This window comes from Nocardioides sp. SLBN-35 (assembly GCF_006715725.1).
Taxonomy (GTDB): domain Bacteria; phylum Actinomycetota; class Actinomycetes; order Propionibacteriales; family Nocardioidaceae; genus Nocardioides.
In genome coordinates this window covers 172,471-185,715 of sequence record NZ_VFNU01000001.1, presented here as the reverse complement: position 1 = coordinate 185,715, position 13,245 = coordinate 172,471, and the positions used below count along the sequence as shown (strand labels likewise).

Here is a 13,245-nt window from a genome sequence, read left to right as displayed (position 1 = left end):
CGCGGCCATGTCCGACCAGGTGATGAACGCCGTCATCGCGACGGTCCTCGGCTCCGTGGTGGCGGTGGTCCTGCTGATCCCGGTGGCGGCGGTGGAGTACCGCAAGGACGGGCGGCTCGGTCCGCGCGACCTCACCGTGCTGCTGGCTGGCGCGGTCTACGGGCTGGCGCTGTGGACCTACACGCTGCTGCCGATGCCGGCGGACGACGACTACCGCTGCGCGGGCCGCCAGACGGTCCCGTTCGACACGATCCGCGCGATCGACTGGGGCGACCTCGGCTCGCGGGCCGGGCTGTCGGCGCTGGTGCACGACCCGGCGTTCCTGCAGGTGGCGCTCAATGTGCTGCTGTTCGTGCCGCTCGGCTGGTTCGTACGACGGATCGCGCGGCGCGGGGTCGTCGTGGCCACCCTGCTCGGCTTCTCCGTCTCGCTGCTCATCGAGACCACGCAGGCCACCGGCGTGTGGCACCTCTACGCCTGCGCCTACCGGCTCTTCGACGTCGACGACCTGATGATCAACACCCTCGGCGCGACCCTCGGCTCGCTGGTGTCGGCGATCTTCATCCGGCGGCAGCGGCCGGAGGTCGTGTGGCCGAGCACGATCACCCTCGGTCGCAGGTGGGTCGGCATGGTCTGCGACGGGCTGTTCGTGGTGCTGCTCGGCTCGGCACTGTCGATCGTGTGGCGGGCGGTGCAGATGTACGTCGTCGAGGTGCCCTTCGAGGACCTGCCGACCACGCAGGAGCGGCTGCTGCAGTGGGGCGTCCCGGGGCTGGTCGAGGTGGCCGCCGTGCTCGTTCTCGGGCGGACGGTCGGCGAGTGGGTGGTGTCGGTCCGCACCACCGGCGGCCGCGGTCCGGTCCCGCTCGCGCGGTTGGTCAAGCTGGCCACCGGCATCGGCCCGTTCGTCGCGCTGCTCGCGATCCCCGGCGCCTGGACCGGCCCGGTGCTGGCACTGTTCGTCGTCCTCACCCTGGTGCTGGCCGTCCCCAAGGGGGGTGGGCACCGGGGACTGGCCCAGGCCGCGGCCGGGCTCGACCTCGAGATCGTGCTGCCGCGCTCGGTGCGGGAGCGGGAACCGGTCAGATCAGCTTCTTGAGCACGCCGAGCGGGGCGTGTTTCATGACCGGTGCCATCGCCGCCCACGGCAGCGGCGGCACGCACGCGTCGGCGACCTCCTTCTCGATCGCAGACACCATCGCGGCCACGCCCTTCTCGGTCGACGACATCAGCGGCGTCTGCTGCTCGACCTTGTCGTTCATCTCGGAGCGGATGTAGCCCGGGTAGAGCACGGTCACCTTGATCCTCTTCTGCAGCCGGGTGCCGTGCAGCTCGGTCCGCAGCCCCTCGGCCAGATGTGCGACGCCGGCCTTGGTGGCGGCGTACGTCGTCATCGAGGAGGGCATCCCGCGCATCGCCGACATCGACGACACCATCACCAGGTGCCCGGCCTCCTGCGCGCGGAAGACCTCCATCGCCGCCTCGGTCTGCGCCAGCGCGCCGACGAAGTTGGTCATCGCGGTCTCGAGGTTGGCGTCGAAGCGGCCGGTGCCGAGCTTGGCGCCCTTGCCGAGGCCGGCGTTGACCACGACCCGGTCCAGGCGGCCGAGCTCCTCGTGCAGCTCGCCGAACACCCGGAACACGGCGGCGTGATCGGTGACGTCGAGCGCGCGCAGTGCGACCCGGCGCTCGGGGTGGGCGGCCCGGATCTCGGCGGCGAGCTCCTCGAGCCGTTCGGTACGCCGGGCGGCCAGCGCGAGGTCGTGGCCGCGAGCGGCGAACTGGCGGGCCATCTCGGCGCCCAGTCCGCTCGACGCGCCGGTGATCAGGATCGTCGGTGCCATGGCGGCAGTCTGGCGTACCCGGCGCTGTGGCAGGGTGACGGCCGACCTCGGAAGGGAGCACGGATGCGGCGGATCGGGACGGGAGCGGTGGTGGCGTTGCTCGCTGCCGGCAGCGGCCTGGCGGGTGTCGCGCACGCTCAGGCGCCGGTGCCGACCTGCGCGGGCAAGCGCGCCACGATCGTCGATCCGTCGAAGGGCAACGACCGGATCGTCGGCACGAGCAAGCGCGACGTCATCGTCGCTGGGCGCGGACAGGGGCGCGATGTCGTCCTCGGGCTCGACGGCGACGACCTGATCTGCGGCGACGCCCGGACCCGGGTGGTCGGTGGGCGCGGCGACGACACCGTCTACTACGCCGGGCGCGCCGACGGGGGCAAGGGCGCCGACAGCTTCCACGGCGTCGGTACGGCCCGCGGTGGCAAGGGCGCCGACACCGCCTGGGCGCCGATGGGCCCCGGATCCTTCGACGGCGGCGCGGGCTACGACCGGGTGGTCTTCTACGAGGGCTACGTCCCCGGCACCACATCGGGGGTCTACGTCAACCTCGCCCTGGGCCTGGCGTCCGCGGACGCCGAGGTCGGGCTCCTGCGGATGCGCACCGCCCTGGCCGGGATCGAGGAGGTCCGCGGCACCCCGGACGACGACCTGATCCTGGGCGATGCCCTCGACAACGTGCTGCGGGGCGGCGCCGGCCGGGACGTGCTCAACGGTCGCGGCGGCTACGACACCGTCGTCGGTGGCGCGGGCAAGGACACCTGCACCGCCGAGGTCCGCCGGGGCTGCGAGGAGTAGCGGGTTCGACAGGGCAACCACATACCGGGTATACATTTCCTATACCCGGTATGTAGTCGTTCCGAGGAGTCCCGATGTCCGTCAAGCACGCTCTGCTGGCCCTGCTGGAGCAGCAGCCGATGTACGGCTACCAGCTGCGCGCCGAGTTCGAGCAGCGCACCGGCACCACGTGGCCGCTCAACGTCGGGCAGGTCTACACGACGCTGACCCGGCTCGAGCGCGACGGCCTCGCCCTCGCCGACGGCGAGGACGGCGAGGGCCACGTGATCTACCGGATCACCGACGCGGGGCGGGGCGAGGTCGCCACCTGGTTCACCACGCCGGTCGCGCGGACCCAGCCGCCGCGCGACGAGCTGGCCATCAAGCTCGCCCTCGCCGTGACCGTGCCCGGCGTCGACGTCGGCACGGTCATCCAGCAGCAGCGCAGCGCCACGATGGCCGCACTCCAGGACTACACCCGTCTCAAGCGGCAGGCGACCGGGTCCGCCGATCCCGCGGACCTCGCGTGGAGCCTGGTCCTCGACTCCCTGGTGTTCGGCGCCGAGGCGGAGATCCGCTGGCTCGACCACTGCGAGTCCCGGTTGCGCCGGGCCGCCTCCGAGGTTGGACGAGAAAACTCGCGCTTGGACGAGGAAGCTTCCTCGTCCAAGCGCGAGTTTCACCGGCCGGCCGGTGAAACTCCCGCGAGGGGCATCCGGTGAGCGGCGCCGACCTGCACGACCAGGCCCGCCGCCTCGACCAGGCCGAGCGGCGCTGGCTCGCCGACGCCCGCGACCGACTCCAGCGCATCCGCGCCGCCCGCCTCCTCTCCCGAAAGCAAGAGCGATGAACCCCGTCCTGCAGCTCACCGACGTCACCCGCACCCACGGCGTCGCGCCCCACGAGGTGCTCGCGCTGCGCGGCGTCTCCTTCGCGGCGTACCCCGGCGAGCTGGTCGCCGTCATGGGGCCCTCCGGCTCCGGCAAGTCGACCCTGCTCACCATCGCCGGCGGGCTCGACCAGCCGACCAGCGGTGAGGTCAGCGTCGAGGGAGTCGACCTCGCCCGCCTCGGGCAGCAGGGGCGGGCCCGGATGCGGCGTACGTCGATCGGCTACGTCTTCCAGGGCTTCAACCTGATCCCCGCGCTCACCGCGACCGAGAACGTCGCCCTTCCCCGTGAGCTCGACGGCATCGGCCCGCGCCAGGCCCGGGCCGAGGCGCGGCGCGCGCTCGAGGAGGTCGGCATCCTCGACCTCGCCGACCGGTTCCCCGACAACATGTCCGGCGGCCAGCAGCAGCGCGTCGCGATCGCCCGCGCGGTGGTCGGAGAGCGTCGCCTGATCCTCGCCGACGAGCCGACCGGCGCCCTCGACACCGAGACCGGCGAGGGGATCCTCCAGCTGCTCCGGGCGCGCTGCGACGCCGGCGCCGCGGGCGTCCTGGTCACCCACGAGGCGCGGCACGCCGCCTGGGCCGACCGCGTGGTGTTCCTGCGCGACGGCGTGGTTGTCGACGAGACCGGCACCGACCGGGCCGACGTCCTCGTCGAGCCGGCCGCCCGATGAGCCAGGGGAGCCACGCCCTGGGCGGCTGGCGGGTCGCGCTGCGGCTCGCGCGCCGCGAGGCCTGGCGGCGCAAGGCGCAGACCGCGCTCATGCTGGTGCTCGTCTGCCTGCCGGTGCTGGCCGTGGCGGCGGCCGCCGTCGTGTGGCGTACGGCGAGCGTGTCGGGTGCCGAGGGCGCCGACCGGCGGCTCGGTACGTCGGCCGCGCTGGTCAGCGGCAGCGGCACCTCCGAGGTGCTGCAGGCCTTCGACCCCGACGGCATCACGTCGTGGGTCAGCGAGGACGAGCACGTGGCGACCGCCGAGGAGGTGCGCGCGGTGCTCGGCTCCGACCGCGAGCTCGTGCCGTTCGCCCAGGAGTACCTGTCGTACCGCACCGACCGCGGTGTCGGCGACCTTCTCGTCACCGAGACCGAGCTCGCGAACCCGCTCACCGACGGGCTGTTCCGGCTCGAGGAGGGCCGCTACCCCCGCACCGCCGACGAGGTCGTGGTCAACCCCGTCACCGCCGGGCGCGGCCCCGGCCTCGGCGCGACGCTCACCGTGCTGCGTCGGACGACGGACGGGGAGACCCGCACCGACCTGCACGTCGTCGGCATCGCCGCGAGCGCGACCACCCGCAAGGAGGCCGTCGCCGCGGTCCTCCCCGGCGCGCTCGGCACGCCCGACGGCCAGCCGTCGTGGCTGGTCGGCGGCGCCCCGGTGAGCTGGGACGACGTCCGCGCCCTCAACGCCGTCGGCCTGCTCGCCGCCTCGCGCCGGGTGCTCTCCGACCCGCCGCCGGACTCCGCGCTCCCGCCCGAGGTGACCACCGACGAGCCGGTCGACCAGACGAAGGTGACCGCGCTGCTGCTGGTCGTGACGATGGTGCTGCTCGAGGTGGTCCTGCTCGCGGGACCGGCCTTCGCCGTCCGCGCCCGGGCCCAGGCGCGCACGCTCGCGCTCGTCGCGGCCGCCGGGGGGACGCCGGCCCAGGCGCGCCGTACCGTCCTCGCGTCGGGGGTCGTGGTCGGCGTGGTCGGCGGCCTGCTCGGTGTCGTCCTCGGGATCGGCGTCGGCGCGGTGCTGGTGCCCGTCGCGCAGCGCTTCCAGGGCACCTGGTTCGGGCCGTTCGAGGTGCCGTGGCCGCTGCTGGCCGTCGTCGCCTGCTTCGGGCTGGCCGCCGCCGTCCTGGCGGCCGTGGTGCCGGCCCTCTCGGCCTCGCGCCAGGACGTGGTCGCGGTGCTGGCCGGCCGCCGCGGCGAGGGCCGGCCCTCGCGCCGCTCGCCCGCGCTCGGCCTGGTCCTGATCGGCGCGGGCGCGGCAGCGGGCGTGCTCGGCTCGCGTGCGAGCGGCTCCTCGCCGGTACTGGTGGCCGCGTCGGCGCTGCTCTCGGTCGTCGGCATGATCCTGCTCGTCGGCACCGTCGTGGCGCTGGTTGCGCGGATCGCGCGGCGCTTCCCGATGTCGTTGCGGTTCGCCGCCCGCGACGCCGCCCGGCACCGCACCCGCACCGTCCCGGCGGTCGCCGCCGTGGGGGCGACCGTGGCCGGCGTGATCGCCCTCGCCCTCGCGCTCACCAGCCAGCAGGCGGCCGACGAGCGGGACTACGACCCCCAGCTGGCCCACGGGTACGGCGCGGTCCCGCTCGATGCGACGGCCGACCCGGCCGCCGTGCAGCAGGTCCTGACCGAGCGCCTCCCCGGTGCTGCGGTCGAGGCCGTCTCCGGGCTCCGCTCGGACGACCCGGAGGCCGGCCTCGAGGTCACCTTCCAGGTCGGCGACGAGCCGCTGGTCCTACCCACCTCGGGTGTCTTCGGCACCGGCCAGCTGGTCGCCGGCACCGCTCCCGCCGCGCTCGGGCTCAGCCCCGCCGAGCGGGACCGGGCCGACCGGGCGCTGGCCGCGGGCCGCGTCGTCCTGGTCCGCGGCAACGACGCGTTCGGGCCCGAGGTGTCCGAGCGGGTGCGGGTCGTGCTCGGCGAGCGGATCGAGGACCTCCCCGCCGTCACGGTGCGCCCGCCGGGCGGGCTCGGTGCCGCGTCGGCGATCTTCCCTCCCACCCTCGCCGCCGACCTCGGCCTGCCCGTCGCCACCACCGCGCTGGCCGTGGCCCCGTCGATCTCCGCGGCCGCCCAGGAGGACCTGTCCGAGACCCTGGCCTCCGTGCCCGGCGCGGGCACCCTCGTGGTGGAGCGCGGCTACCAGCCTGAGGACGCCGTCCGCATCCTGCAGTGGGTGCTGGCGATCCTCGGCGGCATCCTGATGCTCGGCGGCACGCTCACCGCCACCTTCCTCGCACTCTCCGACGCCCGCCCCGACCTCGCCACCATGGCCGCGATCGGCGCGCGTCCCCGCACGCGGCGGCGGGTGGCGGCGGCGTACGCGCTGGTCGTCGGGCTCGCCGGCGCCCTGCTCGGCACGCCGATCGGGTTCATTCCCGGCATCGCCGTGAGCCGCCCCCTGTCCCGCGGCGACGACGGCAGCACGCTGCTCGCCGTCCCGTGGCCGCTGCTCGGGCTCGTGGTCGTCGGCCTGCCGCTGCTCACCGCTGCCGCCGTCGGGCTGTGCGCGCGGAGCCGGCTGCCGTTGGTGGCGCGGATCGACTGACCTGACCGCACCGCCCTGGTCAGGTCTCTCCGAGTTACTTAAAGTCAGGCTTGACTGTTTGTTTCTCTCGCGCCATGCTGGCGCCGTGACCACGACCCGCGTGCCGCAGGAGGAGCGCACCCGCGCCATGCGGCAGCGGCTGATGGACGCGACGGTCGAGCTGCTGGTCGAGAAGGGCTTCGGCGGTACGACGACCACGCTGGTCTCCGAGCGCGCCGGCGTCAGCCGCGGCGCGCAGCTGCACCACTTCCCGACCAAGAACGACCTGGTCGTCGCCGCGGTCGGCCACCTGACCGCGATCCGCGGGTCCGACCTCGAGGCCGCAGCGGCGAAGCTGCCGAAGGGCCGGGGACGCACCGAGGCGGTCGTGCAGATGCTCGGCGACCACTTCGCCTCGCCCGTCTTCACCGCGGCGCTCGAGCTGTGGGTCGCCGCCCGCACCGACCCGGGCCTGCACGAGGAGGTCGCGCCGCTCGAGCAGCACGTCGGGCGCGAGACCCACCGGCTGACGGTCGAGCTGCTCGGCGTCGACGAGGCGCAGCCCGGCGCCCGCGAGCTGGTGCAGGCGACCCTCGACCTGGTCCGTGGCCTCGGCCTCGCCAACACGCTCGGCGACGACGCCCGTCGTCGCCGCCGGATCCTCACCGAGTGGGCGCGCACGCTGGACGCGGCCCTGAGCAAGGAGAGCTGATGACGGTTCTGGACGAGATCCTCGCCGATCTCTCGGCCGAGGGCGACGCGCTGCGCACGGTCGTCGTCGGCCTCGACGACGCGGGCTGGCACGCCGCTACCCCCGCCGAGGGGTGGGACATCGCGACCACGATCGGTCACCTGGCCTGGACCGACGAGGTCGCGGTCCTCGCCTCGCTGGCGCACACCGGTGGCGGGAAGGAGGCCTGGGACGCAGTCGTGTTGGACGCCATCAACGACCCCTCGGGCTTCGTCGACGCGCAGGCACTGGCGTTCGGAGCCCTCCCGCCGCAGCAGCTGCTGACCCGCTGGGACGCGGGCCGCGACGTGCTCGCCGCCGCGCTGCGCAACGTGCCCGACGGTCAGAAGCTGCCGTGGTTCGGCCCGCCGATGTCGCCGACGTCGATGGCGACCGCCCGCTTCATGGAGACCTGGGCCCACGCGCTGGACGTGTACGACGCCGTTGGCGTGCGTCCCGAGGTCACCGACCGGATCCGCCACGTCGCCCACATCGGCGTGCGCACCCGCAACTTCGCCTACGCCAACAACGGGCTCGAGGCTCCGGCCGAGGAGTTCCGGGTCGAGCTGACGGCGCCGAGCGGCGAGCTGTGGACCTGGGGACCCGAGGATGCTCCCCAGATCGTCACCGGCTCGGCGTACGACTTCTGCCAGCTGGTCACCCAGCGGGTCCACCGTGACGACACCGACCTGAAGGCCGTCGGCGGGGACGCTGAGAAGTGGCTCACCATCGCGCAGGCGTTCGCCGGCCCCGCCGGCGGAGGGAGGGACCCGAAGTGACCGAACCGATCCGGATCGCCAACTGCTCCGGCTTCTACGGCGACCGCCTGTCCGCGCTGCGGGAGCAGCTCGAGGGTGGCGACGTCGACGTCATCACCGGCGACTACCTCGCCGAGCTGACCATGCTGATCCTCGGCATGGACACGCTGCGCGACGCCGACCTGGGCTACGCCCGCACCTTCCTCAAGCAGCTCGAGGACACCCTCGGCCTCGCCCTCGACAAGGGCGTGAAGATCGTCAGCAACGCCGGCGGCCTCAACCCCGCGGCCCTGGCCCGCAAGATCGAGGAGCTCGGCACCGGCGCCAAGGTCGCGTACGTCGAGGGCGACGACCTGCGCTCGGCCCAGCTGTTCGAGGGCGCGCTCACCGCCAACGCCTATCTCGGTGCTTTCGGCATCGCGTCCGCACTGAGCAACGGGGCCGACATCGTCGTCACCGGGCGCGTGACCGACGCCAGCGTCGTCGTCGGCCCGGCGATCGCCCACCACGGCTGGACGCCCACGTCGTACGACGCCCTGGCCGGTGCCGTCGTCGCGGGCCACGTCATCGAGTGCGGCACCCAGGCGACCGGCGGCAACTTCTCCGGCTTCGTCGACCTGTTCCGGGCCGGCGCCCCGATGGACAGGCCGCTCGGCTTCCCGATCGCCGAGATCGCCGCCGACGGCAGCAGCGTGATCACCAAGCACGACGGCACCGGCGGCGCGGTCACCGTCGACACCGTCACCGCGCAGCTGCTCTACGAGATCCAGACGACGCGCTACCTCAACCCCGACGTCACCACGCGTCTGGACTCGATCCGGCTGCACCAGCAGGGTCCGGACCGGGTCGAGATCAGCGGCGCCACCGGCACCGCACCGCCCGAGCAGCTCAAGGTCGCGGTCAACCGGCTCGGCGGCTACCGCAACCAGGTGGAGTTCGTGCTCACCGGCCTCGACGTCGACGCGAAGGCCGAGTGGCTGCGCAGCCAGCTCGACCCGCACCTCACCGCGAAGGAGGTGACGTGGACCCAGACCCCGGCACGCACGGGGGATGCGGACACCGAGGAGGGCGCCTCGGTCATCCTGCGCTGCATCGGCAAGGACCCCGAGGCCGGCCCGCTCGGCAAGCCGTTCACCGGCCCCGCGGTCGAGCTCGCGCTCGCCAGCTACCCCGGCTTCACGATGACCACCCCGCCGCAGAAGCCCAGTCCGTTCGGCATCTACACGCCCGAGTACGTCGACCGGGCCCAGGTGCAGCACACGGTGGTCCACCACGACGGCACCCGCGAGGTGATCGCCGACCCGACCACGTTCGCCGACCCCGCGGAGCTCGACGCCGAGCTCGGCAAGCGGCCCTCGCCGTACCCCGCCCCGGCCGACACGATCACCCGCCGCATGCCGCTCGGCACCTTCGTGCACGCTCGCTCGGGCGACAAGGGCGGCAACGCGAACCTCGGCCTGTGGGTCAAGCACGACGGCTCGCCCAAGTACGAGGCGCGCGTGCAGTGGCTCGCCAAGATCGTCAAGGACCGCAAGATCCGCGAGCTGATCCCGGAGGCGCGCGACCTCGACGTCGACGTCTACGTGCTGCCCAACCTGGGCGCGGTCAACGTCGTCATCCACGGCCTGCTCGGCGACGGCGTCGCCGCGTCCACCCGGTTCGACCCGCAGGCCAAGGGCCTGGGTGAGTGGGTCCGCAGCCGGATCGTCCACATCCAGGAGGACCTCGTATGAATCACCCCACGAACTTCTTCTCCCCCGCTTCGCTCCTCCGAACAAGTTCGCGGGGACCCCGATGACCTCGTTCGACCACGGCTGGACCCCCGAGCAGCTGGCGCTCAAGCAGAGCGCCATCGAGTTCACCAAGCGTGAGGTCACCCCGCACCTCGACCAGTGGGAGCGCGACGGCGAGCTGCCGCGCGAGCTGCAGAAGAAGCTCGCGCACGCCGGGCTCCTCGGCATCGGCGTCAGCGAGGAGGTCGGCGGCGACGGCGGCACCCTGGTCGACATCTGCGCCGCGCAGGAGGGCTTCATGGCGGCCGGCTGGTCCGGCGGCGCGATGGCCTCGGCCTTCACGCACGGGATCGCGATCCCGCACATCATCCAGAACGGCTCGCCTGAGCTGATCGACGCGTGGGTCCGCCCGACCCTGGCCGGCGACCTGATCGGCTCGATGGCGGTCACCGAGCCCGGCACCGGATCCGACGTCGCGAGCATCAGCACCCGTGCGGTCCGCGACGGCGACCACTGGGTGATCAACGGCGCCAAGACGTTCATCACCTCCAGCGTCCGCGGCGACTTCGTCACCACGGCCGTACGCACGGGCGAGGCGGGCGCGCACGGCATCTCGATGATCGTCGTACCCAAGGGCACGCCGGGCTTCACCGTCTCCCGCAAGCTCGACAAGATGGGCTGGCTGGCCTCCGACACCGGCGAGCTGTCCTACGTCGACGTGCGGGTCCCGGTCGGCAACCTGGTCGGCGAGGAGAACCACGGCTTCTACTACATCGCCGAGAACTTCGTCACCGAGCGGATCTTCCTCGCGCTGATGGGCTACGGCCACGCGATGCGCTGCCTCGACCTGTCCGTGCAGTACTGCAAGGACCGCGAGACCTTCGGCAAGCCGCTGGTCAAGAACCAGGTGGTGCGGGCCAAGCTGGTCGAGATGCACCGCCAGGTCGCGGTCGCGCGCGGCTACACGCTCGAGGTCGCGCGGCGCTACGTCGCCGGTGAGAACGTCATCGCGGAGGCCTGCCTGGCCAAGCAGACCGCCGTCGACACCGCGGTGTGGGTGGCCGACCAGGCCGTCCAGCTGCACGGCGGCATGGGCTACATGCGCGAGTCCGAGGTCGAGCGCCACTACCGCGACGTCCGGCTGCTCCCGATCGGCGGCGGTGCCACGGAGGTCCTCACCGATCTCGCGGCCAAGCTGCTGGGCTACGCGTGATGGGCCTGCTGAAGCCGCTCGGCGGCGAGGTGACGGTGCACATGAAGGCGCCGGTCGAGGACGTCTGGGCGCTGGTCAGCGACGTCACCCGGATCGGTGAGTTCTCGCCCGAGACCTTCGAGGCCACCTGGACCCACGGCGCCACCGGACCCGTGGCCGGCGCCCGGTTCAAGGGACACGTCAAGCGCAACGGCGTCGGGCCCGTCTACTGGACGCCCTGCACGGTCACCAAGGCCGTCGAGAACGAGGTGTTCGAGTTCGCGGTCGGGCTCGACGGCAACGCCCTCAACACGTGGGGCTACCGGATGCAGCCCGAGAACGGCGGCACGAGCGTCACGGAGTACTTCCGGCTCACGCCGGCCTGGTTCATGCGCGGCTACTGGCTGCTGCTGGGCCGGCTGCGCGGCAAGACCAATGAGCGCGGCATGCGCACGACCCTGGAGAGGATGAAGGCGGTGGTGGAGGCATGACCACGACACAGACCCCCGAGCAGGAGCGGCGCGCGGCCATGGAGGCCAAGATCGCCGACCTGCACGCGGAGCAGGAGAAGGCGGTCGAGGCCGGTGGCAAGTACGTCGCCCGGCATCGTGAGCGCGGCAAGCTCACCGCCCGCGAGCGGATCGAGCTGCTCGTCGACGAGGGCTCCGCGTTCCTCGAGCTGATGCCGCTGGCCGGCTGGGGCAGCGACTTCGCGGTCGGCGCCTCGCTGGTGACCGGCATCGGCGTCGTCGAGGGCGTCGAGTGCCTGATCGTCGCCAACGACCCGACGGTCAAGGGCGGCGCCCTCAACCCGTGGTCGCTCAAGAAGTCCTTCCGGGCGGCCGAGATCGCCGAGAAGAACTTCCTCCCGACGATCAACCTCACCGAGTCCGGCGGCGCGGACCTGCCCACCCAGAAGGAGATCTTCATCCCCGGCGGCCGCGGGTTCCGCGACCTCACCCGGGCCAGCGCCCGCAAGCAGCCCACCATCTCGGTGGTCTTCGGCAACTCCACCGCGGGTGGCGCGTACGTGCCCGGCATGAGCGACTACGTGATCATGGTCAAGGAGCAGGCCAAGGTGTTCCTGGCCGGCCCGCCGCTGGTGAAGATGGCCACCGGCGAGGAGTCCGACGACGAGACCCTCGGCGGCGCCGAGATGCACTCGCGGATCTCCGGCTCCTCCGACTTCCTCGCCGTCGACGAGCACGACGCGATCCGGCTCGCCCGTCGTACCGTCGCCCGGCTCAACTGGCGCAAGCAGGGTGCCGTCCCCGCCGCGACCTACGCCGAGCCGGACCTCGACCCCGAGGACCTGCTCGACCTGATCCCCACCGACCTCAAGGAGCCCTTCGACCCGCGCGAGGCGATCCTGCGCATCGTCGACGGGACCGGCCCCGGCAACGAGGTCCCCTTCGACGAGTTCAAGCCGCTCTACGGCTCGGCGCTGTGCGTGGGCTGGGCCCAGCTGCACGGTCACCCGATCGGCATCCTCGCCAACGCCCGCGGCGTGCTCATGAGCGAGGAGGCCCAGAAGGCCGCGCAGTTCATCCAGTTGGCGAACCAGAAGGACACGCCTCTGCTGTTCCTGCACAACACGACCGGCTACATGGTCGGCGCGGAGTACGAGCAGGGCGGCATCATCAAGCACGGCGCGATGATGATCAACGCGGTCTCCAACTCGAAGGTCCCGCACCTGACGGTGATCATGGGCTCGTCGTACGGCGCCGGCAACTACGGCATGAACGGCCGGGCCTACGACCCGCGGTTCCTGTTCACCTGGCCCTCGGCTAAGTCGTCGGTGATGGGCCCGGCGCAGCTCGCCGGCGTCCTCGAGATCGTCGCCCGCGAGTCCGCGGAGAAGAAGGGCCAGCCCTTCGACGCCGAGGGATTCGTCGCGATCAAGGAGATGGTCGAGACGCAGATCGAGGAGCAGTCGCTGCCGTACGTCCTCTCGGGGATGGTCTACGACGACGGCGTCATCGACCCGCGCGACACCCGGACGGTGCTGGGCATCTGCCTGTCCGTCATCGACAACCAGCCGATCGAGGGCGCCATGAACTTCGGCGTCTTCAGGATGTGAGCGC

At 72.6% G+C, this 13,245-nt stretch carries 13 protein-coding genes; 12 read left to right on the top strand and 1 reads right to left on the bottom strand.

What is annotated here, in order from left to right; translation table 11 throughout:
• The first annotated feature begins 7 nt into the window (after positions 1–7).
• On the top strand, positions 8–1,099 hold the full coding sequence (locus FBY23_RS00910) for a VanZ family protein (protein WP_141796429.1): 1,092 nt from the start codon (positions 8–10) through the stop codon (positions 1,097–1,099).
• Here the strand turns inward: FBY23_RS00910 and FBY23_RS00905 are convergent.
• Positions 1,083–1,844 (bottom strand): SDR family oxidoreductase, encoded by a 762-nt coding sequence (locus FBY23_RS00905; RefSeq protein ID WP_141796428.1) that lies wholly within the window; start codon positions 1,842–1,844, stop codon positions 1,083–1,085. The genes FBY23_RS00910 and FBY23_RS00905 overlap by 17 nt on opposite strands.
• A gap of 63 nt (positions 1,845–1,907) precedes the next feature.
• Between FBY23_RS00905 and FBY23_RS00900 the strand changes: the two genes are divergently transcribed.
• From FBY23_RS00900 to FBY23_RS00855, 11 genes are all read left to right on the top strand, one after another.
• A complete protein-coding gene (locus tag FBY23_RS00900; protein ID WP_141796427.1) occupies positions 1,908–2,636 on the top strand; it encodes a calcium-binding protein in 729 nt (242 codons plus the stop codon).
• A 74-nt stretch (positions 2,637–2,710) separates the two neighbouring features.
• Positions 2,711–3,337: a PadR family transcriptional regulator gene (locus FBY23_RS00895; RefSeq protein WP_141796426.1), complete on the top strand. Its 627-nt coding sequence runs from the start codon at positions 2,711–2,713 to the stop codon at positions 3,335–3,337.
• Complete coding sequence (locus tag FBY23_RS26555; protein ID WP_260805669.1) at positions 3,334–3,465, top strand: hypothetical protein; 132 nt, start codon at positions 3,334–3,336, stop codon at positions 3,463–3,465. Before FBY23_RS00895 ends, FBY23_RS26555 begins: the two co-directional genes overlap by 4 nt.
• Entirely contained in the window at positions 3,462–4,181 is a 720-nt protein-coding gene (locus FBY23_RS00890) for an ABC transporter ATP-binding protein (protein ID WP_141796425.1), read from the top strand. The genes FBY23_RS26555 and FBY23_RS00890 overlap by 4 nt, the downstream gene beginning before the upstream one ends.
• Entirely contained in the window at positions 4,178–6,769 is a 2,592-nt protein-coding gene (locus tag FBY23_RS00885; RefSeq protein ID WP_141796424.1) for an ABC transporter permease, read from the top strand. Before FBY23_RS00890 ends, FBY23_RS00885 begins: the two co-directional genes overlap by 4 nt.
• A gap of 85 nt (positions 6,770–6,854) precedes the next feature.
• The gene (locus FBY23_RS00880; protein ID WP_313901087.1) at positions 6,855–7,460 is read left to right on the top strand and encodes a TetR/AcrR family transcriptional regulator; all 606 of its coding nucleotides are present in this window, start codon (positions 6,855–6,857) and stop codon (positions 7,458–7,460) included.
• Positions 7,460–8,257: a TIGR03084 family metal-binding protein gene (locus tag FBY23_RS00875; protein ID WP_141796423.1), complete on the top strand. Its 798-nt coding sequence runs from the start codon at positions 7,460–7,462 to the stop codon at positions 8,255–8,257. The genes FBY23_RS00880 and FBY23_RS00875 overlap by 1 nt, the downstream gene beginning before the upstream one ends.
• Positions 8,254–9,969, top strand: a complete 1,716-nt coding sequence (locus tag FBY23_RS00870) for an acyclic terpene utilization AtuA family protein (protein WP_141796422.1) — start codon at positions 8,254–8,256, stop codon at positions 9,967–9,969. Before FBY23_RS00875 ends, FBY23_RS00870 begins: the two co-directional genes overlap by 4 nt.
• Before the next feature lie 61 nt (positions 9,970–10,030).
• Entirely contained in the window at positions 10,031–11,182 is a 1,152-nt protein-coding gene (locus FBY23_RS00865) for an acyl-CoA dehydrogenase family protein (protein WP_141796421.1), read from the top strand.
• Positions 11,182–11,652 (top strand): SRPBCC family protein, encoded by a 471-nt coding sequence (locus tag FBY23_RS00860; protein WP_141796420.1) that lies wholly within the window; start codon positions 11,182–11,184, stop codon positions 11,650–11,652. The genes FBY23_RS00865 and FBY23_RS00860 overlap by 1 nt, the downstream gene beginning before the upstream one ends.
• Positions 11,649–13,241, top strand: a complete 1,593-nt coding sequence (locus tag FBY23_RS00855) for an acyl-CoA carboxylase subunit beta (protein ID WP_141796419.1) — start codon at positions 11,649–11,651, stop codon at positions 13,239–13,241. Before FBY23_RS00860 ends, FBY23_RS00855 begins: the two co-directional genes overlap by 4 nt.
• Positions 13,242–13,245 lie beyond the last annotated feature (4 nt).

What these genes read in the sequence shown, in the direction of transcription:
- FBY23_RS00910 (WP_141796429.1), top strand. Translation starts at nt 8, where the DNA reads ATGTCCGACCAGGTGATGAACGCCGTCATCGCGACGGTCCTCGGCTCC.
- FBY23_RS00905 (WP_141796428.1), bottom strand. Translation starts at nt 1,844, where the DNA reads ATGGCACCGACGATCCTGATCACCGGCGCGTCGAGCGGACTGGGCGCC.
- FBY23_RS00900 (WP_141796427.1), top strand. Translation starts at nt 1,908, where the DNA reads ATGCGGCGGATCGGGACGGGAGCGGTGGTGGCGTTGCTCGCTGCCGGC.
- FBY23_RS00895 (WP_141796426.1), top strand. Translation starts at nt 2,711, where the DNA reads ATGTCCGTCAAGCACGCTCTGCTGGCCCTGCTGGAGCAGCAGCCGATG.
- FBY23_RS00890 (WP_141796425.1), top strand. Translation starts at nt 3,462, where the DNA reads ATGAACCCCGTCCTGCAGCTCACCGACGTCACCCGCACCCACGGCGTC.
- FBY23_RS00885 (WP_141796424.1), top strand. Translation starts at nt 4,178, where the DNA reads ATGAGCCAGGGGAGCCACGCCCTGGGCGGCTGGCGGGTCGCGCTGCGG.
- FBY23_RS00875 (WP_141796423.1), top strand. Translation starts at nt 7,460, where the DNA reads ATGACGGTTCTGGACGAGATCCTCGCCGATCTCTCGGCCGAGGGCGAC.
- FBY23_RS00865 (WP_141796421.1), top strand. Translation starts at nt 10,031, where the DNA reads ATGACCTCGTTCGACCACGGCTGGACCCCCGAGCAGCTGGCGCTCAAG.
- FBY23_RS00860 (WP_141796420.1), top strand. Translation starts at nt 11,182, where the DNA reads ATGGGCCTGCTGAAGCCGCTCGGCGGCGAGGTGACGGTGCACATGAAG.
- FBY23_RS00855 (WP_141796419.1), top strand. Translation starts at nt 11,649, where the DNA reads ATGACCACGACACAGACCCCCGAGCAGGAGCGGCGCGCGGCCATGGAG.